Here is a 22959-nt window from a genome sequence, read left to right on the forward strand (position 1 = left end):
GTTTTAGAGTTTGCCGTATTTGATTTTTCTTTTAAAGGCCAAAAAGCTCTCATCTCCTCTAATATCAAGGCGTTTTATCAAGTATTTGGGTTTCGGTTTTAGCTTGTTTATTTTGTTACCGATACGAAAAGCCGCTTTTATTTGTCGGTATTTCATGATGCTCTTCAATAGTCCAAAAGTTTTTTTCCTTCGGGGAAAGGCACCATAAGGATAAGCCCAAAAGGGTATATATTTTATTTCTAAATTATCAAGTGTTCTTTGGGCCGAAGCCATATCATCCTCCACCAGATTAATCATCGAATTTCCATAATTTATATGTTTGTAGCAATGGATTGCAAGGTCAATATTACTAGGCAAAGATTTGAGTTGGTCGGCACCCATTATGGGCTCTTGTCCTTGATCCCATTCGTTTACACCCCCTATATATGCTGTAGGAACGAACACCATCGCTGGCATTTTATGATGGTTCAAAATTGGCAAAGCTTGTTCTACAAAATTTTGATAAGCATCGTCGAAAGTAATCAAGACGCTGCGTTCGGGTAATTTGCTTTTGTCTTTGAGGCAAGTAAACAAATCGCCACCCGAAATAATATGATAATTACATTGCCTAAGGTACGCCAAATGCTGCTCGAATATTTTTGTCGAAACACATAGTCCATCGTTTTGATCGGGTTTGATATGGTGGTACATCAAAACCCTAAAACCCTTGTGGGCCGGCATTAACGCAAAATAATAACAAAGTAAGATTATTATAATGGTGAGGAGAATAATGGGTAGGATATACGCTTCCATGGTCTAGTTTTGAGACACAAATAACAATGATTTTTGTGAACTATTTGTTACTTGCACCTTGCCGTATTGTCTGGGTCACGCTCGGTCCCAAACCATACAACCGCATAGTTATCATATATGGAAATGCCTATTGCACGCCACTTCATAGTTTTCCAAATCCCTTTGTTTACGATTACCTCGTTATGTCCTTTGCTCTTTTGCCATGCCTCCAATGCTTTTTTGGGAGTCATCCCTGCCGAGTAATACGTCGCAATTTCAAAACCATCTCCTCGGTAGCTTGTCATCTCTCGTGGCTTGCCCCACATGCAACTTGCTTTTAAATGGTCGGGGGTGTAACAGCAACTTGACCAAATGCCATTATTGCTCCAGCTATGTAAGTTGCAAGGAGGTTTATTGGGATTGAACATTTTCAAATCTAAAGTATGACTTAAGGCAACATAACAAAGAGAATTTGATAAAGATATCGTGTCTAGATCCAAGCTGTCGCGGTATTTCATAATCATTTTGTACAATACTGTATCGGCTGCCGAGGGACAATAGCTTGTTGTTGGCGGGTTTGCTTTCTTCATTTTGAAATTGGCAAAAAGCAGCACCAAGCCTAGTAAAATAACAAAAGAAGTTATATATTTTATGGATGTTTTCAAAATTTCAAATTCTTATATTGATCAAATACGGCTTTATAATTTTCAGCAGAAAATATAATTTCTGCTATGCTTGTTTTTTTGAATTTACGGTATAAATGTGTTTCCAGTTCGGTGTGATTATTAAGTTGAACATAGTCAAGGCCAAAATGTTTTGCAAGGTATTCAAAAGTCAGGCCATGTTTGTTTGCAAAATATTTTTCGAGGGGCATAATTGCTGTCGGCCCATCAATTAACTTAAAAATATTTCCACCATTATTGTTTAAAATAAGTATAGCTAAATTAGGAGGAATATCATTGTTGAAAAATGCATTACTATCGTATTGAAAAGCCATATCGCCAGTAATCAAAAAATGTTGTTTATGTGGCTGTGCCATGGCCATACCCAAGGCAGTAGAATTACAACCATCAATTCCGCTAGTGCCGCGGTTACAGTATATTTCAAATTTTTGTGGGTTACCTATAATATTTGCCCACCGCACGGCCATGCTATTTGCCAAATGAACAACGGCACCAACAGGAATATTTTCCATGATATTTTTGACCACGACCAATTCGTGCCATGATATATTTTTAATAAATGTATTAAAAGCCTCTTTGCCTTTATTAGAATGTTCTTGCCAAACATTATAATAATCCTGTTGTGATACGTTAATTTCAAAGGCTTCTTTAACTAAAAAATTTGTGCATATAGTATTTTCGATTGGCTTTTCAAAAAAGTCATACTCTGTTGCAAACGGACTTATATGCCAATGGTGAAAATAGTTCGTAGTTTGTATATAATTTTTTAGAACCTTTGAAGTATGGTTTCCACCTATAGTAATCACCAAGTCAGGAGCAAATAAATCTATGTCTTGTATATTTCTGATGAGTAAATCAGTATGATACAAATCTGTTACTATATTACTTGTTACATCAGCAATAACTGGTATTTTGTGGTGTTTGGCAAAGTCGTAAATTTGCTTTTTATCATAATTGTTATCCGACCCAAAGCCACACACCAAAAGTTTTTTTTGTGTATAGTCCCAGATAGGTTGTAACTCATCAATAACACTATTGGTAGTGCTATAAGGTGGTTCGGTTATTTTATATAACTTTGGCACTATAAAATTATCATATACAAATGGATAATCTGCAGGATAGAATGGCTCAATGAAAGGGAAATTGATATGCACCGGTCCAGGTTTTCCATCATATAGTAATTCAAATGCGGCAAGCATATTGGTGTTAAATAAATTGGAGTCGGTTATATTCACCGGCATTTGAAAAAAACCTTTTACCTGTTTCCCAAATATATTTTCCTGATTTATCGCTTGTCCGTCGAAATGCAGTGCAGCATTTGGTTCACGGTCGGCAGTAAATATTAGTAAAGGAATATTCTGATAGAATGCTTCTGCTGCTGCTGGGTATAAATTTGCCACGGCAGTGCCTGAAGTCGTAACAATCACGACTGGTTTTTTTGAAGCCTTAGCGAGACCCAACGCTATAAAACCGGCTGATCGTTCATCGTTGGCAGCAATACATCGTATCTCATTGTATCCCCCAAAGCTTAATGTAAGCGGGGCCGAGCGTGAACCTCCACACAAAATGGCAAATTCGACGCCCTGGCTTTTACACCATACAGGAAGTTTGTTTAATATATCATAATCCATCGGCGTGCAAAAATAATACTTCAAGTTGCAGAATATTTTTTTATCTTTCAAAACATTTTGTGCAATTTTGTAGTTGAAGTTATATGGAAGAAGAAACACCCTTGCCCAATCAATCATTGTCGCCTATCCCAATCCATGTGGGCTCAGCACTGATAAGGCCTGAAGACAAAGGCAAAATCACCTCGGTGGCTGTAGAGGCCATGAGTCATTATGCGAACCAAGAAATTGATTTGCTGAGGCAGCAAGCGGAGCTCATTATGAAGCAAGTGCGTGAAATTGAAGAACGGGTAGGAGTTTCGCATCAAATTTATCAAGCTGAAATGCGTTTCACTCCGAAAATTATGGGCGTTTATCATCTTTATGAAAAAAACGATGGCGTAAAATTATTAAGCTTGGTGGGCCCAAATGAATGGGGCCGGTCGTTCCCCTACAAAAACCACGTAGCGAAGGTGAAATTATTGGGGGACCATACTTGGGAAGTAATTAGCAGTTAGTGCTGCAATTTATTTAATGGGATTTTATCGGTCTCTTTTTTGTACATTTGACTTTAAATTTGTAGTTAGGATATGAGACAATGTATATATATATATTTATTTTGTTTATTAATTGGTTCGGCCGCAAAAGCTGAGTTGACAAGGTTTCCGTGCGAGGCTCAAGATTTGGATCAACTCAATTCTATCTTTTTTTTGAAACAAGGAACAGCTATTGAAACATCGCCAAATACGATCAAAAAGAAAATAAAAATTCGTGTACGTGCTTGGTTTGCCGATAGCATGGCCAATGATGAAACAATTAAGTCCCAAGCAAAATTTTACGATAGTTTGGGAAATGAAATTGGTAAAACGCTGCAAATTATTTCGCCCGAAAGATTTACCCGCAGCGATAATAATGGCAGGATAATGATAGAGCTTTTTGGCTTTATTAATGATTTTGTAGTGCTCACCGAAAGTAATATCGAATTCAAACTTAATACTTTTCTGAACAAACAAAAAAAAGAATATATATATAATGATTTGAAAAAACATATTATAGAGAACAATTACTATAGATGGAATGTAGACAGTAATTTTGCGTCCTACGCAATTGATGAATACCCTGTGGATATAATACATCCAGGTAAAAGAATCGTTTTAATTTTTGCCAAAGATGAACTCGTTGCTATTATATATTCGCGAAATTTAAAAATAAAATATTACGAATCGCAGGCCGAATCGAAACCCTATAAAATATATTATCTCAAAAAAATGCGGGATGATGACAAACGAAAAATTGCTGGGGTGTTTTTCAAACAAGTGCGAAGCAAATAGTCTAGTGATTGTTGGACACTCGGTTTTTAAATCGTAAATTTGCACCTTTATTTTTATAAAAAATCATTATGCTCGAAAAACTGGAAGCCATTGCACAACGTCGCCAAGAGGTAGAAAACCTTTTGGGAGCAACGGATGTAATGCAAGATATGAAGCGTTTTGCCCAGTTGAATAAGGAATACCGCAGCTTGGAAAAATTTGTAATTATCTATCATGAATATAAGAATTTGATGGATAATATCGACAGCAGTAGGATGCTTTTAACCACAGAAAAAGACGCTGATTTCCGAGATATGGCCAAGGCCGAACTGGAAGAACTCGAAGAAAAGCGAGGGCCGATGGAAGATAAAATTCGTGATATGCTGATTCCCGAAGACCCTACCGATGAAAAGAATGCAATCTTTGAAATACGTGCAGGAACAGGTGGTGACGAGGCATGTATATTTGTGGGAGATTTATTGCGTATGTATTTAAGATATTGCGATACTGCTGGTTTGAAAGCCGAAGTAATGGATACCAACTATGGTAGTGCTGGCGGTTATAGTAAAGTAACTTTTGAGGTAAATGGCGACCATGCTTATGGTATTCTAAAATATGAATCGGGAGTGCATCGTGTGCAGCGTGTTCCCGCCACCGAAACACAAGGCCGCATACACACCTCTGCGGTGAGTGTGGTGGTATTGCCGCAGGTAGATGAAATAGATGTGGATGTGAAAGAATCGGATATTCGTAAAGATACATTTTGCTCATCTGGCCCTGGCGGACAAAGCGTGAACACGACCTATTCAGCTATTAGATTAACACATATTCCAAGTGGAATTGTAGCTCAGTGTCAGGATGAAAAATCGCAGATAAAAAACTATGAAAAAGCTTTGAAAGTTTTGCGTGCAAGAATATATGAAGTAGAGTATCAAAAATGGTTGGACGAAATTTCTAAAAAGCGTAAAACGATGGTATCTACAGGCGATCGCAGTGCAAAAATTAGAACCTATAACTATCCGCAAGGCCGTGTAACCGATCATAGAATAGGTTATACCATGTATAATCTTCCTTCATTTGTTGATGGAAATATTAATGAAGTATTGGACCAATTGCAGGTGCATGAAAATGCAGAAAAACTGAAAGAAGGTGTGGTTGCGTAATTGAATTTATTAATCATAAAAAACATTATAATATAATACAAAAATGAGAACTAAAATTGTAGCAGGTAACTGGAAAATGAACAAGAATTTTCATGAAGGTTTGGAACTCACCAGCGAAATAAATGGTATGGTGAACGATGAAATTAATGGCAATGTAGAAGTAGTTTTAATCCCTACTTTTATACATTTGAACGCCATCAGTCAGCTTACCCAGGCAAGTAGCAAAGTAAGTACTGGAGCTCAAAATTGTCATACTGAAACATCGGGTGCTTATACAGGAGAAATTTCAGCTGCTATGATAGCTGCCGCTGGTTGTAAATATTGTTTGGCCGGGCATAGCGAACGTCGGTTATATAATAATGAAACCAATGCGATACTTGCTAAGAAAGTAGATGCAATTTTAGCTAATAATTTGATGCCGATATATTGTTGTGGTGAAACTTTGGAAGAACGCAATGCAGGAAAACATTTCGATATTATAGGTTCTCAAGTAAAAGAAGGATTGTTTCATTTATCTAATGAGCAAATACTAAAATGTGTAATTGCATACGAACCTGTTTGGGCCATTGGTACAGGTGTTACCGCTTCAACCGCACAAGCACAAGAAGTGCATGCCTTTATCAGAAACTTATTGGTAGAAAAATATGGCAATGATATAGCATCACAAATCAGAATATTATATGGTGGCAGTGTGAAACCTGATAATGCCACAGAACTTTTCTCACAACCCGATATTGATGGCGGACTTGTAGGCGGTGCAGCACTGCAGTCACGCAGCTTTGTGGATATTGTGAAAGGTGCTTGTTAATTTACGTTGATACGTTTTTACTTGTCAATAGAAATTTGTTTTCAAATAATAATATTTTCCCCGAAGTTTGTGATAATTAGTTGCGAGTTGTATGTTGAGAGATGTCATCATGATAGCTATCGGAACTCATAACTAAATGAATAATAATTTAAAATAACAAATAATGAAATACCAACATCTACCCCAGGAGTTCTATATAGAAAACCGTATAAAGTTTTGTGCCAAAATGCAACCTGGCTCCATCGCTATTTTTACCAGTAACGACGAGATGCCACGCAATGCAGATGCCTTTCACAATTGGAGGCAGAACAGTGATATCCTTTGGTTAACAGGTATCGACCAAGAACATACCATGCTCATTTTATTTCCCGATTCTCCCAATCCTGATTTCAAGGAAGTATTATACTTGCGTGAAACCAATGAGACCATCGAAACTTGGGAAGGACATAAGTATAGCAAAGACGAGGCACATGAAACATCGGGTATTCATACTATTCATTGGAACCATGTTTTCAAACAACAATTGCATCCTGCCATTGTGCTGGCCGAAAATGTATACATGAATTTGAACGAACACGATCGTGCTGCGATACAGGTGCCCAATCAGGAACAGCGTTTGGCTAAAGACATTAGAGATCAATATCCTTTGCACCGATACCATCGTGCGGCCCCTATTTTACATCGCTTGCGTGCAGTGAAATCTGCTATTGAAATAGAACAATTAAAACATGCTATAGAAATTGCCAACAAAGCATTTCGCAGGTTACTTAATTTTGTAAAACCTGGTGTGATGGAATATGAAGTAGAGGCAGAATTAATACATGAATATATCCGCAATGCTGGAACTGGTCATGCCTTTCAACCAATTGTAGCTTCGGGCAGCAGTGCTTGTATATTGCATTATGTAGAAAATAACAGACCTTGCAAGGATGGCGATTTATTATTAGTGGACACTGGTTGTGAGTACGCTAACTATAATAGTGATTTAACACGTTGCATACCTGTAAATGGCAAATTTAGTAAGCGTCAAAAAGAAGTGTATGAAGCAGTATTACGCTTGCAAGAAACTGCCATGAAATTATATTTGAAACCTGGAACTGTGTTACAGCAATATCATATAGAGTTTGGCCGACATATATCTGAAGAATGTATTAAACTTGGCCTCTTAAAAAATGAAGAAGTGATGCGAAATCCCTTGGCGTATAAGAAATATTGTGTACATGGTATCTCCCATCATTTAGGTTTGGATGTGCATGATTCAGGGTTGCGTTGGGAAAAAATGGAACCTGGAATGGTGTTCACCGTAGAGCCCGGAATATATATAGCTGAAGAAGGAATCGGGGTACGTATTGAAAACAATGTTTTGATAAGTGAAACAGGATGTGTAGATTTGATGCCTCAAATTCCCAAACAAATAGACGAAATAGAAAAACTGATGGCTAACAGAAAAACAGAAATGGCCCATTAAAATAAATTACAAACGATGAATTTCGAATATTGCTTCCGCAGTTACAAAATAATTTAGCAAAGTTGTCAAACCTAGCTGCTACCGAATGGTGTAATTCGTAATTTGTCGTTCGTAATCTTTACAAATATTATGAAAAAGTATATATTAATTCTGGCTGCAAACTTGTTTATATATGGTAATTTATTTGCACAACACAAGGGCTATAAATCTGCAATCGGTATCACTTTTTCTCCCGATTATGCTTACCGCTCATTACTCACTACCGACTCGGCAAGTAAGATAATCAAAGAAATTCAAAGAAACCCCCAAAACGGGATTATGGGTTTCACTTCGGGGCTTGATTATCGTTTCAAATTATTTGGTTTAGTCAATATAGAAACAGGCTTGAACTATACCAGAAAAGGATGGTCGAGCGATTCGGTGAATAGCAAATTTGTAATTACAAATTTGTTCAATTATAACTATGTAGTGGTTCCTGTGAAAATTAGAATTAATTTACCGGCTGGCCGCCGTAGGTTGTTTTATATTAATGCGGGTGTATCGGGAGGTGTATTGCTTGGGGCCGCCAAAACTGTAACAACTTCTTATTTTACAGGCACCTTTAAAACAGATAAAACAGCTATTAAATCTGATGTGAGTAATAAAATATATTATAGCATGGTGTTTGGATTTGGTTTAGATTATCGTATGGTAAGTAATCTATATTTCAAGATTGAACCTAATTTTCAAAGAACAATGAGTGAGTACTCTAAAGAAACTTTGAGCTCGTTCTTAAACTCAGGAGGCGTGAATTTGGGGCTACTTTGGGGACTTAAATAATTAATGATTTAAAGATTAGTTGTGAGTAGCGTGTTGTGAGACCAACTGCTCGAAAGAACCCTTACAACCCACAACCCGCAACAATTAAATATGAAATTAATCTCTATAGTAATTCCTTCTTATAATGAACAGGACAATGTAGTGCTACTTGCCAATAAGGTAGTGGAGCAATTAGAGGGAAAATATAATTATGAATTAATTTTTGTGGATGATGGAAGTAGTGATGGAACCTTAGAAAATTTAAAGAAATTAAATCAGCAAAACAGTAAAATACATTACCTTAGTTTTTCTCGTAATTTTGGTCATCAAAAAGCATTGCGATGCGGCTTGGCATACTCACAAGGCGATGCGGTAATATCAATGGATGCAGATATGCAACATCCTCCCTACATGATACCACAACTAATAGAAAAATGGGAAGCGGGTTATGATATTGTGTACACCCAAAGACTCGACACGCAAGATGTGAGTATATTCAAACGCACAACCTCCTCTTTTTTTTATAAAATGACAAGTCGTTTGGCAGATATCGAAATGGAAGAAGGCACTGCCGATTTTAGATTATTGGACCGCAAAGTAGCCAATATTATAAACCGAACAGGAGAGAGTAATTTATTTATTCGTGGGTTTATTGTGTGGATGGGATTTAAGAAATACAAAATTGCTTATAAGCCAGAGCCTCGTCATTCGGGTGTTACCAAATATACATTTAAAAAAATGTTTTTATTTGCACTTAATGGCATCACTTCCTTTAGTGTAAAACCATTATATATTTCTACGGTTCTTGGTGTTATTATTTCCTTCTTTAGTTTTTTATATGCACTGTATGCGATATATAATTATTTTTTCAAAAACGGTGTGGTGGACGGATGGACATCCATACTTGTAAGCGTATTGTTTATTGGTGGTTTGCAATTAATTATTCTGGGAATTATAGGGGAATATTTAGGCAAATTATTTATGCAAACTAAAAATAGACCCGATTATATTGTAAGCGAAAGTAGCATGAAAGAAGTAGCTAGTAGCTAGCCCGCCGCGGCTGTAAGTATAAAGACTTAGCTACCATTCAACACTGTTTTGTCTTTATACTATTAGCAAAAATGAGAAAAATGAATATCAGAATAGAAGGGAGTTAGTATTTGTACTTTGTTGCTATTCAATGTTTTTTATCTTTATACTATATACTTTGTACCTTATACTATATACTTTATACTAAAAAATGGCGAGCGAAAAATCAAGAGGTATCATTATCAACCACGTAAATTATAGTGAGACGAGCGTGGTATGCAATATTTTTACCCGCGAACATGGATTGCTAGGATTTATGATGAAAGGTTTGCGTAGAGGTAAAGGAGCCATCAAAAGCAGTCATATTATGTCGCTCAATCTTGTAGATATTATATTCGACAAAAAACCCAGTCAGCAATTACTCACACTCAAAGAACTGCACTGCAATCCTTTGTTGATGGGTATTCACGGAGAAATAAATAAGAACGCCTTATCAATTTTTATCAGTGAAGTATTACAGAAAAATTTATATAAAGAACATATAGACCAAAGTTTGTTCGATTATTTAGAAAGCAGTATTATATATATCAACCGTACAAAAAATATAGCCAACCTGCCATGTTATTTTTTGATAAAATTAGCTGTGTTTATGGGTTTCAAGCCCAAGGGTGCTTGGCAGCCTGATGAGTTATTGATGCTAGATATTTTTGATGGAATATTTACCAATTTGGTTAAAAAGGACCACCCACAACTGTCAGTAAATGCCAGTAGGTATATATATAATTTGCTAAACAGCACTATTGAGCAACAAGAGGACTTGACTGAGTCTTATCAAACAAGAATAGAAGCTTTGGATGGCTTGGTAGATTATTTTCAATTCCATATACTTAACCAACGAAAATTGATTTCTCACCAAATTTTACATGATATTTTAAGATGACCAAATTGTTATTTGTTTGCTTAGGCAATATTTGCCGATCGCCCATGGCTGAAGCAATAATGAACCACTATATTAAAGAGCTCGATCTGGATGTAAGCTGCGACAGTGCGGGAACTTCCAGCAACCATGTAGGCGAAAGACTCGACAAAAGAGCACTCAAAAAATTGAACGAACATGGTATCGAAGCACCTCATCGGGCACGACAATTTTCTAGTGCTGATTTTAAGGAATTTGATTTTATCTTTGCCATGGATAAACAGAACCTACAAGACATTTTGAGATTATCGAACCATAGCCATAATGCCCAAATCAAGCTGATGCGAGCTTACGATCCAACTCCTGAAAACTGCGAAGTTCCAGACCCTTGGTTTGGCGACTTCCAAGGTTTTGAGCCAGTGTATCAAATGCTTGACAGAACAGTTCTAAATTTTCTGAAAGCGGAAAACTTTATTTATAAATAATTTTAAAAACCTATCCAATTTAATAATGATACACGAAGAACCTACGAGACATAGTCCTGACAACACAAAGTCAGATGAGAAAAAAAACGAACAAAATCTGCCTGTGGTATTGTTTGTTGACGATGATGAAAATAATCTTACCAGTTATGTGAGCAATTACCGAAACGTTTTTAAAGTATACACAGCCAATAACGGTATTGAAGCAATGCTTAAAATGGAATGGCAAAAGTTTGATGTAGTAGTTTGCGACCAAAGAATGGAAGGAATGACTGGCATAGAGTTTTTAAAAAATGTAGCTAAATTATATCCCGGTACTATTAGAATATTCGCCACAGGATATACTGATTATGAACATCTGATGGATGCCATAAATGAAGCAGGTGTATATAAGTGTGTGTTTAAACCCATTGATCACGATAAGCTTTTAAGTTACTTATACTCTGGTGCCAACCTTGCAAAAGCATACCACGATGGAAAGTATCTATTGGAGAACTTAAGAGAGAAGCATAAAAAAATGTATAAGGAAGATATAAAGGAGTAATGCCTTTTTTGAACCTGTATGAATATTATTAACTTACGTCGCCTAAGGATGATTATTATAAGATAAGTTTACCTTTTGCGACATCTTATGCAAAAACTAATTTTATGTTCCTTTTGTATTGTCATTCTTTTAGGTATCGTACCCATACAATCTCGGGCACAAGCACTAAACAATGATTTTCGTATTGGGGTTTTCGGTACCAGCTTAGGGTGGTATTATAGCGATTCACTCGGCTATGTTCCCTACCACGAACCTTATATGAACGACAGCTATTATTCCAGCGTCCTCAATGTGCTTGCCGCGGATGGTTTCAATACCTATGTTAGATACGAAGCTTGTTCGTCGGGAATGCGGGAAAATTACCTGAAACAAGAATTATTATTGGCCAAAAAAGTTGGGATGAAAATGCATGTGGGATTGGGGTATTATTTTAAGCCCACACTTATAAAAGATACATTTTATGGAAGTGGTGATAATATATATGATGCCTGTGGAGTGAAAATATTGCCACAAGAAAGTGCCGAAGAAAAGGGATTATATAGAATAGATTATAGTCATTATTTTAACAGTATATTTTCAAAGGCACCCTACAAAGATGCTATATGGGGATACCACTTGGCAGAGGAAGCAGAATATTGCCACCTACAGCACAGGGGCAGTGATTGCAAGGGTTTTGCGGGATGGGGTGAGTTTGAAGCAAGCAGTACAAGCTGCAATGGCTACAATTCTAAATTTCCTTACTATTGTAAATGTGAAACACCGCCAGAAAATATAGAATCAGCAAAAAACTATTTCAAAGATATATTAAATTCCAATGGAGTTTATAATCATCATTTTATTACTATGCCCGCTAACCATGGCAAATCTATCAATAAAAATTCATACGATGATAATAATAGTATCTATGATTCAGTAACACAGAAATGGTCGGGATTCAATTCGCCAGATTATATAAAGATAATGACCCAAAAACAGGATGTGGTTTTTGAAGGTTCCTATACCACCGTAGGAAGTAGAACAAAACATACCAAAGAAAAATACAAGAATATATACTCCAATAAATATCATTATTTGGGACAATATAAATCGATTGATTTCATAAAAAAATATTGTAGCAATATACAAAAAGTAGTTGCGGTGGGAAATACTTGGTATGCTGATGGTGGTGGATATTTGAACAATTATCATTTAGATACCAATATAAAAAATGCAAATTGGTTGTGGTTTCAGGCATATACTTCTATCATACACGGAGCAAATGGAATATGGTTTTGGTGGCTGCACGATATGTGGCAAATGGACGAAAACCCCAATGTGTGGGACAATACTAAAGACACCGATAGATATGCCCGCGAGAATTTCCCCAAACTATATAAAAATTATGTGTCTTATTTAACAAGAGAAGTGCGATATCTCGTCAATTTAAATTTAATTTCTACTGAACCCAATACTATATTAATGGGTAAAACAGATCATACTGATACAAACCATATCATTCCTCCTTCAAAAGAATATATAAAGCATATCAAAAAAGAATACAGGAATGAAAATTATGGCCTTCGATATACTATAAGAACAAATGGGGAGAATATTATAATGATTATTTCAAACCCATGCTATAAAGCAGTTTCAACCACTTTAGATTTTTCTAAAATTAAAAATGATATGATACAAAAATCTGATAGCGTAACGGTATTGTTTGAGGACGGTACAAAGATTTCCAAACCCTCATATAAAGTTGATCGGAACTCGCATCAATCTGCTCATTATAATATAGCATTGAAGAAACACAAGTTAAAAATTGAAATGGGGCCTTTGGATGTGAAGATACTTTTGTTCGGGCCTAAGCTTGTAAGTCAGTAGTATATATCTTGATGAGCTTTTACAAATTTCTGTGCGATTGAATTCCCGTCTTTATAGTTTGCTTCTAAGTAGAAATAGATCGTCAGTATTATGCCGTATTATTCATATAATATAGCACAAGGAAGTGAGAATGCTTTTTGAATTTGATATATCAATTTGCTTTTACGAACCGTTGTACTGAGTTTCTTCCATCTTTATAATTTACCTGCAAAAGATATACTCCAGTTGGATACGAAGCTATATTAATTTCCCTGTTATAATCTTTTGTTAGATACAATTCCCTGCCTGAAACATCCAATATTTTAATATTGAGAACTTCGGGTGCTATATCTCCAAAATTTAACTTTAAATTATCAGAAACCGGATTTGGGATAATTGTAAAGCCTATGTTTCTAGGGGTAACTCCTTCATTAGCACTAAGGCCTCTTGTTAGTTCATGAACAATCCAACTTATTAATATGCGATTGGGTGCCACCAACTGAATAGAAACAGGATAATCATTGCCCAATCAACCGACAGGCTTTAATAGAAACAATTTTTTATAACCTGTTTTTGTGAATATTATATCGTAGTCATTGCTGGTATAGTTACCAATGCCCCAATTTGATGGTGCCGTACCGTTAAAAGAGAATATATTATAAACAATGTTTGTAGTATAGTCGGTATCATTATTATTACTCCCTTCTTGGATGCTAGTATCGGAAGAATATAATATATCAAAATTATGGTTCATCAATAATACATAGTCATTACCTACCTTTGATCGGACATCAAACTTTTTTCCTTGAAACACCACATAATCATTATTAATAGCGGAATCCCTATATACAAAAAGATAAGTCCTAAAAACGCTGTCGTTTATTCTTTCAAACTTGTGAACGGTTGACTGTGGGTATGTGCCTGCTATTACCTGTTTGATAACATTTCCGCTGGTATCTAACATAGCAATACCAAAACCTTTAATATCGGCATATGATTGTGCTTGAATAGTTATATAACTTATTGCACAAAAAGTGATGGTCAAAATTAGTTTTTTCATAACGTTATTTAATTAAGATAATATGATATAAAGATGTTTGGTACAGCAAAACTAAAAGAGTTTACATAGTTATTACCTGCAGGTTTTGTCAAATCAATATAATATTGGAATCCACACTCCATTTTTTTGCCGCTATAGGTAAAACCCCACAAAAAGCCTGCATCAAATCGTGTCCAATTCAATTTATTTGAAGTATAGTCAGCAAAACCTCGACCTTTAGTACTATAGGCATTATCGAGATTGTTATAAACAGTTCCATTAAATCCAATTCCATAATTTAAATTGATATGCTTACCAAGAGTTGACGAGAGGGAGAAATTCAGGTTTATAAGAAATTGATTTACATGCAAGTCTAACTCTTTCAATCTTGATGTCCTACGTGCTGCTATGTCTCGTAGGGTGTCTGTTACAAAATAAAATCTTCTTAAGCCCATATTTGCTGAAATATTTCCTGCCAAACGCTTTCTTATATGTTTTTTTACTCCATACCCACCTGTAAAATATCCACCCGCAAGGCTGCGGCCATATCTTCTTTGCCCTGGATACACATACGGAACGCTAACAGGACCACTATAGCTGGTAAAGGCTGTCCCAATATTTGTTGAAAGAAAATGCCTGTTTTCTTGAGCGTTGCAAATGCATATTGAAAAAAATATAATCAATATCAATAATCTTTTTATCATGTTATTTACTAATGGATACTGGCACTGTTAAGCGGTTTGGGAAATAACCCGCCTCCCATTTTGTACAAACTTTAGAGAAAAAAAGAGTGTCGTCCTTATATAAATAGGTTTTCATGGCGATTGCAGGATTTGTATTAGATACACGCAATTTCAATAATTCATACTTGTCCCAATCGCCCATAAAACATGACATTTCATCATCAACAATGAACTGAGATGTTTGTGAAAAAGAATCAGTAACAGTTAAAAAGGTTAAGAATAAAATATAAAAATAATGTTTTTTCGTATATATATAATAGTTTATTTATTCAATTATATTATTTATAATTTCACAACTCATTAAAAAAACATAGCTTGTGGTTGGTGAGGACACACAACCAAGGACATCTATGGTTCTATTATGCTCAGAGCACATATATGCCACAATTAATTATTCATCATTAACCATTATAATATCTCTGCTCCCACAAATTGCATCTGGTACAAATTATAATACGCTCCATGCTGTTTTAATAAATCTTCATGGGTGCCACGCTCTATAATACGTCCCTGGTCCATCACCATTATTTCTTGTGCTTTGCGAATCGTACTCAGTCGATGTGCAATCACTATACTGGTGCGGCCTTCCATTAATACTGCAATAGCTTTTTGAATCATTTGTTCAGCCACACTATCTATGGAAGAAGTTGCTTCATCCAATATTAATATATCTGGATTGGCAAGCATCGTGCGTACAAATGCGATGAGCTGTCTTTGACCTGTGCTTAGTGTTGCACCACGCTCGTGCACATGTTCCAAATATCCATTTTGCAAACCTTTAATAAACTCATGTATACCTGCAAGTTTGCATGCCTCTTCTACTTTTGCTTGTGATATATTGGTATCAAACAATGTGAGATTATCTAATATAGTTCCTGAAAAAAGATATACATCTTGCATCACCACACTAATGCGTGAACGCAAACATTGTATATCATATTCCTCCACGGGTATATCATCTATGTATATACGGCCTGTATATCCTGTATAAAATCGGTTCACCAATCCTATCACCGAAGATTTGCCGGCACCTGTAGCCCCAACTATAGCAAGTGTTCTGCCTGGCAATACTTCAAAACTTATATCATTCAAAACCGGTTGTCCTTCGTTATAAGAAAACCGCACATTTTCAAATTTTACATGGCCTTCCAATTTATCTTTTATAATAGTTCCTCCTGTTTCAACTACATCTTCTTCTTCCAATAATTTGAATATGCGGTCGCCAGCCACCATGCCCATTTGCAAAGTATTAAACCTATCGGCCAACTGACGAATGGGTCTGAAAAATTGGTTAATGAGCATAATAAAACCTGTAAGCAAGCCTAGTGTAGCATCGTGCGTAGCAAGTGTATTAAACTTTAAACCATACCATACAATTAATGCAGTAGAAAGTGCGGTGATAATTTCGACCACAGGAAAAAATACCGCATAAGCAAATACGCCTCGATTTTGGGCTGTTCGATGTGCATCATTTATTTTTTCAAATTTTTGATATTCATTTTTTTGCTGCCCAAATATTTGCACAATCTGCATGCCTTGTATATGTTCTTGCACAAAAGTATTCAGTTGCGTAACTCTAGTTCTTATCTCATTGAACGAAGCATTGACGGCATTTTTAAATATATAGCCTGCATAAAATAAAAAAGGCAAAACTGTCAAACAAACCAAAGTGAGTTTCCAATCTTTATAAAACATCAAAGCTAATATAAAAACTATTTGCAACAAGTCGCCCAAAATACTAACGGCACCTTCTGCAAAAACATCGGCCAAAGTCTCAAGGTCACTAATGGAGCGTGTTACAAGTGTTCCGACTGGAGTTTGATCGAGTTTGGAAAGTTTATAATTGCTGATAAAATTAAATACCCGCACTCTTAAAGTTTTGATCACATCTTGTCCCACCACTGCCGTAAAATATCCCTGAATAAATTGCACCGCAGTTTGAAATATCAACAAACCAATCATGAGCATTGTGAGCTGCCAAAGACCTACGGAATCTTTTTTTACCACATAATCATCAATTGCAATTTGGGTAAGATGTGCCCGCAACGGATTAAGCATCGACATCAAAATGGTAGCTATAATAGCCGTGAAAAACAGGCCCCTGTACGGCAAGGCAAGTTTATATATTTTACCGAGCAAGCTCAGGTCGAAGGCTTTTTTATTTTTTTCGAGGGTGGCCAATGCTCTTAATGATGTTTGGTTTTGGAATAAAATTAAAAACTTTGCAAAAATCGGTAATTAGAGTTGTTTTGGTTTTAGAAAATTGCATATTTTTGCGGCAAATAATTTTATATCATGAATTTTCCAGAAAACCTCCGCTATACCACCGACCATGAATGGGTTCTTGTATCTGGCGACATTGCTACTGTAGGCGTTACCGATTTTGCTCAGCGTGAGTTGGGTGATATTGTGTTTGTCGAAATTGAATCGGCAGGCAAAACTTTGAACCAACATGAAATATTTGGAACCGTAGAAGCGGTGAAAACTGTTTCGGATTTGTTCATGCCTTTATCAGGCGATGTGATTGAGGTGAACAAAGGTCTTGATACCAATCCTGAATCTATCAATAGCGACCCTTACGGTGCAGGATGGATGGTAAAAATAAAAATGAGCAATCCTGCTGAATACGATTCTTTACTTAGCTCAGAGGCATACGCTTCTGCGGTGGGCGTTTAATAGTATTCAGATTTATAAAACTGTTTCTTGCAAAAAAGAGGCAGCATGAATGCTTATATATTTACTATGAGCAAAACCATGCAATATACAAAAGCTAAACTCTCCATCGTATACGTATCGTTGTGGTTTGTGTTCGTATTTGCACTATGCAGTTTTCCGGGCAATCAAATTCCAAATTTCGAATTCCTGAACCAAATCAGTTTTGATAAAATTATTCATCTCGGTATGTTTGCTGTGCAAATGGTTTTGGTGCAAAGGGCATTGTATTTAAATAACTTTTCTATAAATATATATATAATACCTATTGCAGAGCTGCTGATAGTTTGGGGTATCACTTTAGAATACATGCAAACAGTCTTCTTCATCAATCGTTTTGGGGAATGGGTGGATGCAATAGCCAATAGTTTGGGCGTAATAATTGGCGGATTTATAGCTCATAAATTATATACCAAATGAAATTTACTGAACGCGTTGCCATTGTTTTATTCGTGATTGGATTCATTCTTAAGAGCAGTCAAGTGCAAGGTGGAGATATCATATTGGTTACCTCCTTGGCAAGTTTGTGCTTACTATATTTCCCTTTGGGCTTTTATAGTTTGAAAAAACCAAACCTCTCTGTTAAATTTATTTTTCCTTCTATCATATATGGTTTTATTTTATCGACAATGCTAGTGGGTTTGTTTTTTAAACTAATGATATTACCTGGTGGAGAAGCTTGGCAGGTCATCTGTTCCCCGTTTTGGTTTTTGGCAATTGCTACTATTATATATAAATATTTGAAAGCTACCGATGCCAAACTATATTATAGGAGTATCCTGATAAAAAGTATTTTCTTATTGGTACTCAATATCATATTTTATATAGTTCCAGCCGAAAGTATGATAGATTTATTTAATGGAAAAGGAACTCCAGCAAGCGAGCAAATGAAAGATTACTATCATAGGCTGAAGGATAAGGAAGGGGTTTATTAGTATCAAGTATCTAGCTCTATCGTCATTCTGATCCCGACTTATCGGGATTCAATGCAAAGAATCTCATAAATTTAGATTCGAAAAACAACTATATACTATCGACAGATTCTTCGCCCGAAGCGGGTTCGATAGCAATCGGACTCAGAATGACGTTACCCCAAAAGCACGCCTGTGGGGCAATGGTCGCTATGCCTTGCATTGGGGTCAATCCATGATTGTTTTATTTTACTTTTTAAACCATCGCTCACTGCACAATAATCAATACGCCAACCCTTGTTATTGTTTCGGGCATTGGCTCTGAAGCTCCACCAAGTATAGGCATGGGGTTGTGGGTTCAAATGTCGAAATGAGTCAGTCCATCCGCTGTTAAAATATTGTTCCATCCATTCTCTTTCCTCAGGCAAAAAACCACTGCTCTGTGCATTCCCCTTTGGGTCGTGGATGTCGATTGCTCGGTGGCATATATTATAATCGCCGCATACAACCAAATTAGGAATCTGGGTTTTCAAATCTTTTATATATGCTTCAAAAAAGGCCAACCATTCCATTTTGAAAGCTTGTCTTTCTTCACTGCTACTGCCTGATGGCATGTACACGCTCATCACCGAAAGATTGTCATAGTCGGCACGGATTACACGGCCTTCTCGGTCGTACAAAGGATTACCACAACCTATCTCTATATGTTTGGGTTTGTCTTTGCACAATAAAGCTACGCCACTATATCCTTTCTTTTCAGCAGAATGAAAGTAGCAGTTATTATAGCCCGCCACCGCAAACAAACTGGTATCTATTTGGTCGGGTTGTGCCTTAGTTTCCTGCAGGCAATATATATCAGCCTGTTCACTTTGTATATAATTTGCCAAGCCTTTGCTCACAGCCGAGCGGATGCCGTTTACGTTATAGGTGATGATTTTCATTTAATGAATTTATTTGCTGCAAATGTATAGGTCTTGATTCAAAAATGGGCAGCTCATAAAACAAAGAATTAAAAAATATCGTTAATATTAAAAGTATTATATATAATTTTGCAACGCATGCTTTTAAATATTTTAGAGAAACAAATCTGGGGTAATTCTGTGGAGTCCTACTTGTGGATGTGGGGTATTTTGCTTACTGGTTTCATATTTAAAAAATATTGTGCGGGTTTTTTGAGTAGGCAGCTTTACCGAACATTTAAAAAGAAAGTTGGAAACAAGCAATACCCTACGGAGTTTGTTAACTTATTGCGTTCGCCCTTCGAATTATTACTGCTCGTTATCATTATCATGCTCGCATTCGACCGCATCGATTTACCTGTGGACTGGACTCTCAAGTTTGGTAAAAGCACTTATATCATTGAGCAGGTTATTGTATCGATAGGGAAATTTATTTTGATTATTGCAATTACGTGGATTGTGCTGCGGAGTGCTGATTTTACCGCGTTTGTATTGCTCGAAGCCGCAAAATTGCACCACGACTATAATGGGGAGCAAGTGGTGAAGTTTTTCAAGGATATTATTAAAGTTTTTATCGGAATATTCTCGATACTGGTTATTCTGGGCAGTGTGCTGGGCATGGACATTACTTCCCTCATTACAGGTCTTGGTATAAGCGGTTTGGCTATTGCACTTGCGGCACAAGACACTATAGCAAACTTGATTGGCTCGATCGTAATATTTCTCGACAAACCCTTTACCGTGGGCGATTTGATTGAGTCAGACAAAATAAAAGGAGTAGTGGAAGAAGTTGGTTTCCGTTCCACCAAAATTAGGACTATGGAGAAAACATTGCTCACCGTCCCCAATAAAAAATTAGTTGATACCGCTCTCAACAATATTAGCCGAGCAGGCATCAGAAGGGTGAAAACAATTTTGAACATTGAGGCAAATACTAAACACGATGTTGTAAAACAGCTCATCGATGAAATTAAAAATAAGATTGATCAAAACGGTGAAACCAGCGAAAACCACCAAGTAACTTTCTCCGATATCATAGATAATAACATACAAATAACCATCGTGTATTTCGTGCTCACCGCCGACCTCGATACCGCCGCCCATGTAAAGGAGGAGCTCAATTATAAGTTTTTGCATATCATTGAAAAGCTCGGTGTAGTATTGTCAGGAAATATTATAACGACAAAGGAGTGAAATAATAGCTATTTTTAGGTTATATTTGTATTGAGCTAACATTAAAATCATTTATTTTTCAGGATTCCTTTGTAAATAGCTGAAATTGTGGTAATTTTGCGGCCTTTTTTATATATGTTACAACTCAGAAATATAGCAATAATTGCTCACGTTGACCACGGTAAAACTACTTTGGTTGACAAAATTTTGCATCAGTCTAAATTGTTTCGCGACAATCAGGAAACAGGTGATCTTATACTTGATAACAACGATTTGGAGCGTGAACGAGGAATTACCATCTTGGCAAAAAATGTATCGGTACGTTATAAGGACGTAAAGATAAATATTATTGACACCCCTGGTCACGCCGACTTTGGCGGCGAAGTGGAACGTGTGCTAAACATGGCCGATGGCGTGGTATTATTGGTAGATGCATTTGAAGGCCCCATGCCTCAAACCCGCTTCGTGCTAAAGAAAGCTTTGGAGCTCGGCAAAAAAGCCATCCTCGTTATCAATAAAGTGGACAAGCCCAATTGCCGCCCCGATGAGGTTCACGATGCCGTCTTCGATTTGTTTTTTAACCTTGATGCCACCGAATCACAATTAGAATTTAAAACAGTTTTTGGTTCTTCAAAGCAAGGATGGATGGGTCCCGATTGGCAAAATCCTACCGAAGACATTACTTATTTGTTAGATACTATAATAGAGTATTTCCCCGCACCTCTGGTATTAGAAGGCACTTTGCAAATGCAAGTAACTTCGTTGGATTATTCTACCTATACAGGCCGCATGGCCATTGGACGTTTATTGAGAGGCGACTTGAAACTCAATCAGAATGTGAGCTTGATGAAACGTGACGGAGTGATACAAAAATCGCGGGTGAAAGAATTATATCTCTTTGAAGGTTTGGGAAAATTGAAGGTGGAAGAAGTACAACCCGGTGATATATGTGCAATTTTTGGAATCGAAGGTTTTGAAATTGGTGATACCATTGCCGATTTTGAAAATCCCGAAGCATTGCCACCCATTAAGATTGAAGAACCAACAATGAATATGCTCTTCACTATTAACAACTCTCCTTTTTTCGGCAAAGAAGGTAAATTTGTAACATCACGCCACTTACGTGACAGGTTGGATAAAGAACTTGAAAAAAATCTAGCAATGAGATTGGAAGACACTGGTTCGCCAGACAGCATTCTGGTATTTGGCCGTGGTATTCTCCATTTATCCGTTCTTATAGAAACTATGCGTCGCGAAGGCTACGAATTGCAGGTAGGGCAACCACAGGTTATTATTAAAGAAATTGACGGTGTGAAATGCGAACCTATCGAAATACTAACTGTAGATGTTCCATTAGAAACCTCGGGCAAAGTAATTGAATTGGTGAGCCAACGTAGAGGCGAAATGAAAATAATGGAACCCAAAGGTGACCTTATTCATTTGGAATTTTCTATTCCTTCTCGTGGACTTATAGGTTTGCGAAATATAGTATTAACCGTTACAGCGGGCGAAGCAATTATGGCACACAGACTAGAAGGTTTCGAGCCTTGGAAGGGTAATATTCCTGGCCGAATAAACGGTGTATTAATTGCCAAAGAAAAAGGAACTGTTACCGCCTATGCCCTGGATAGGCTTCAAGACCGTGGCGAATTTTTTGTGGGGCCCGGCGATGAAGTATACATGGGAATGATTATCGGCGAACATATCAGACCAAACGACTTGGTCATAAATTTAACGGAAGCCAAAAAACAAAGTAATGTGCGTGCATCTGGCAGCGATGATGCTGTTCGCATTGTGCCGAAAACGGTATTCTCTTTGGAAGAATCGATGGAATATATACAAGGCGACGAGTATGTGGAAGTAACTCCAGGTTCGATGAGAATACGTAAAATTTTATTGGACGAAAACGAGCGAAAGCGTGCAAGCAATCAAAAACTTGCTGTTACAGTTTAATAATAAGTAATACATTTGCAGGCAGTATTATACCTCTTGCAAGGTTCA

25 protein-coding genes are annotated in these 22959 nt (G+C 36.7%); 16 read left to right on the forward strand and 9 right to left on the reverse strand.

All coding sequences use genetic code 11. The annotated features are described in order from the left end of the window. Window positions 1-3: 3 nt before the first annotated feature. From SGJ10_06050 to menD, 3 genes are all read right to left on the reverse strand, one after another. On the reverse strand, window positions 4-720 hold the full coding sequence (locus SGJ10_06050) for a polysaccharide deacetylase family protein (GenBank protein ID MDZ4757687.1): 717 nt from the start codon (window positions 718-720) through the stop codon (window positions 4-6). Window positions 721-839: 119 nt separating this feature from the next. Further along, the gene (locus SGJ10_06055; protein ID MDZ4757688.1) at window positions 840-1436 is read right to left on the reverse strand and encodes a CAP domain-containing protein; all 597 of its coding nucleotides are present in this window, start codon (window positions 1434-1436) and stop codon (window positions 840-842) included. Then, on the reverse strand, window positions 1433-3136 hold the full coding sequence (menD, locus tag SGJ10_06060; GenBank protein ID MDZ4757689.1) for a 2-succinyl-5-enolpyruvyl-6-hydroxy-3-cyclohexene-1-carboxylic-acid synthase: 1704 nt from the start codon (window positions 3134-3136) through the stop codon (window positions 1433-1435). Before menD ends, SGJ10_06055 begins: the two co-directional genes overlap by 4 nt. Before the next feature lie 32 nt (window positions 3137-3168). Here menD and SGJ10_06065 point away from each other — a divergent pair, with 32 nt between their 5' ends. The 11 genes from SGJ10_06065 to SGJ10_06115 all read left to right on the forward strand — a co-directional run bounded on the left by SGJ10_06065 (window position 3169) and on the right by SGJ10_06115 (window position 13442). After that, the gene (locus tag SGJ10_06065; protein MDZ4757690.1) at window positions 3169-3579 is read left to right on the forward strand and encodes a DUF2452 domain-containing protein; all 411 of its coding nucleotides are present in this window, start codon (window positions 3169-3171) and stop codon (window positions 3577-3579) included. A gap of 72 nt (window positions 3580-3651) precedes the next feature. Then, complete coding sequence (locus tag SGJ10_06070; protein ID MDZ4757691.1) at window positions 3652-4392, forward strand: hypothetical protein; 741 nt, start codon at window positions 3652-3654, stop codon at window positions 4390-4392. 68 nt (window positions 4393-4460) lie between these two features. Beyond that, the gene (prfA, locus tag SGJ10_06075) at window positions 4461-5534 is read left to right on the forward strand and encodes a peptide chain release factor 1 (GenBank protein ID MDZ4757692.1); all 1074 of its coding nucleotides are present in this window, start codon (window positions 4461-4463) and stop codon (window positions 5532-5534) included. A 43-nt stretch (window positions 5535-5577) separates the two neighbouring features. After that, window positions 5578-6342, forward strand: coding sequence for a triose-phosphate isomerase (tpiA, locus tag SGJ10_06080; GenBank protein MDZ4757693.1), 765 nt, complete (start codon window positions 5578-5580; stop codon window positions 6340-6342). A 163-nt stretch (window positions 6343-6505) separates the two neighbouring features. Then, window positions 6506-7810 (forward strand): aminopeptidase P N-terminal domain-containing protein, encoded by a 1305-nt coding sequence (locus SGJ10_06085; protein ID MDZ4757694.1) that lies wholly within the window; start codon window positions 6506-6508, stop codon window positions 7808-7810. Window positions 7811-7939: 129 nt separating this feature from the next. Next, a complete protein-coding gene (locus tag SGJ10_06090; protein ID MDZ4757695.1) occupies window positions 7940-8629 on the forward strand; it encodes an outer membrane beta-barrel protein in 690 nt (229 codons plus the stop codon). Between the two features lie 90 nt (window positions 8630-8719). Next, the gene (locus SGJ10_06095) at window positions 8720-9658 is read left to right on the forward strand and encodes a glycosyltransferase family 2 protein (GenBank protein MDZ4757696.1); all 939 of its coding nucleotides are present in this window, start codon (window positions 8720-8722) and stop codon (window positions 9656-9658) included. Between the two features lie 190 nt (window positions 9659-9848). Continuing rightward, window positions 9849-10577, forward strand: coding sequence for a DNA repair protein RecO (gene recO / locus SGJ10_06100; GenBank protein MDZ4757697.1), 729 nt, complete (start codon window positions 9849-9851; stop codon window positions 10575-10577). Continuing rightward, window positions 10574-11038: a low molecular weight protein-tyrosine-phosphatase gene (locus SGJ10_06105; protein ID MDZ4757698.1), complete on the forward strand. Its 465-nt coding sequence runs from the start codon at window positions 10574-10576 to the stop codon at window positions 11036-11038. Before recO ends, SGJ10_06105 begins: the two co-directional genes overlap by 4 nt. Before the next feature lie 25 nt (window positions 11039-11063). After that, window positions 11064-11579, forward strand: coding sequence for a response regulator (locus SGJ10_06110; protein MDZ4757699.1), 516 nt, complete (start codon window positions 11064-11066; stop codon window positions 11577-11579). Window positions 11580-11666: 87 nt separating this feature from the next. Next, a complete protein-coding gene (locus SGJ10_06115; GenBank protein MDZ4757700.1) occupies window positions 11667-13442 on the forward strand; it encodes a hypothetical protein in 1776 nt (591 codons plus the stop codon). Window positions 13443-13593: 151 nt separating this feature from the next. Here the strand turns inward: SGJ10_06115 and SGJ10_06120 are convergent, their stop codons facing one another. The 5 genes from SGJ10_06120 to SGJ10_06140 all read right to left on the reverse strand — a co-directional run bounded on the left by SGJ10_06120 (window position 13594) and on the right by SGJ10_06140 (window position 17384). Next, window positions 13594-13950, reverse strand: coding sequence for a T9SS type A sorting domain-containing protein (locus SGJ10_06120; GenBank protein MDZ4757701.1), 357 nt, complete (start codon window positions 13948-13950; stop codon window positions 13594-13596). After that, the gene (locus SGJ10_06125) at window positions 13951-14481 is read right to left on the reverse strand and encodes a hypothetical protein (protein MDZ4757702.1); all 531 of its coding nucleotides are present in this window, start codon (window positions 14479-14481) and stop codon (window positions 13951-13953) included. 8 nt (window positions 14482-14489) lie between these two features. Further along, complete coding sequence (locus SGJ10_06130; protein ID MDZ4757703.1) at window positions 14490-15164, reverse strand: hypothetical protein; 675 nt, start codon at window positions 15162-15164, stop codon at window positions 14490-14492. 1 nt (window position 15165) lies between these two features. Then, window positions 15166-15357 (reverse strand): hypothetical protein, encoded by a 192-nt coding sequence (locus tag SGJ10_06135; GenBank protein ID MDZ4757704.1) that lies wholly within the window; start codon window positions 15355-15357, stop codon window positions 15166-15168. A 254-nt stretch (window positions 15358-15611) separates the two neighbouring features. After that, a complete protein-coding gene (locus SGJ10_06140; GenBank protein MDZ4757705.1) occupies window positions 15612-17384 on the reverse strand; it encodes an ABC transporter ATP-binding protein in 1773 nt (590 codons plus the stop codon). Window positions 17385-17498: 114 nt separating this feature from the next. On the opposite strand from SGJ10_06140, the gene gcvH reads away from it, so the two are divergent. Genes gcvH through SGJ10_06155 form a run of 3 tightly spaced genes read left to right on the forward strand, consistent with a single transcriptional unit; the run spans window position 17499 to window position 18850 of the window. After that, complete coding sequence (gene gcvH / locus SGJ10_06145; GenBank protein ID MDZ4757706.1) at window positions 17499-17879, forward strand: glycine cleavage system protein GcvH; 381 nt, start codon at window positions 17499-17501, stop codon at window positions 17877-17879. 27 nt (window positions 17880-17906) lie between these two features. Further along, window positions 17907-18335, forward strand: coding sequence for a hypothetical protein (locus SGJ10_06150; protein MDZ4757707.1), 429 nt, complete (start codon window positions 17907-17909; stop codon window positions 18333-18335). After that, window positions 18332-18850, forward strand: a complete 519-nt coding sequence (locus SGJ10_06155; protein ID MDZ4757708.1) for a hypothetical protein — start codon at window positions 18332-18334, stop codon at window positions 18848-18850. Before SGJ10_06150 ends, SGJ10_06155 begins: the two co-directional genes overlap by 4 nt. 152 nt (window positions 18851-19002) lie before the next feature. On the opposite strand, the gene SGJ10_06160 is transcribed toward SGJ10_06155, so the two are convergent. Continuing rightward, window positions 19003-19767 carry an exodeoxyribonuclease III gene (locus SGJ10_06160; GenBank protein ID MDZ4757709.1) on the reverse strand — a complete coding sequence of 255 codons (765 nt, stop codon included), beginning with the start codon at window positions 19765-19767 and terminating at the stop codon, window positions 19003-19005. Between the two features lie 117 nt (window positions 19768-19884). Here SGJ10_06160 and SGJ10_06165 point away from each other — a divergent pair, with 117 nt between their 5' ends. Together SGJ10_06165 and typA are read left to right on the forward strand one after the other, a co-directional pair. Further along, the gene (locus SGJ10_06165; GenBank protein ID MDZ4757710.1) at window positions 19885-20979 is read left to right on the forward strand and encodes a mechanosensitive ion channel family protein; all 1095 of its coding nucleotides are present in this window, start codon (window positions 19885-19887) and stop codon (window positions 20977-20979) included. 114 nt (window positions 20980-21093) lie between these two features. Then, a complete protein-coding gene (typA, locus tag SGJ10_06170; GenBank protein ID MDZ4757711.1) occupies window positions 21094-22911 on the forward strand; it encodes a translational GTPase TypA in 1818 nt (605 codons plus the stop codon). Window positions 22912-22959: the final 48 nt, after the last annotated feature.

Source organism: Bacteroidota bacterium, from assembly GCA_034439655.1.
Lineage (GTDB): Bacteria > Bacteroidota > Bacteroidia > UKL13-3 > UKL13-3 > CANJUD01.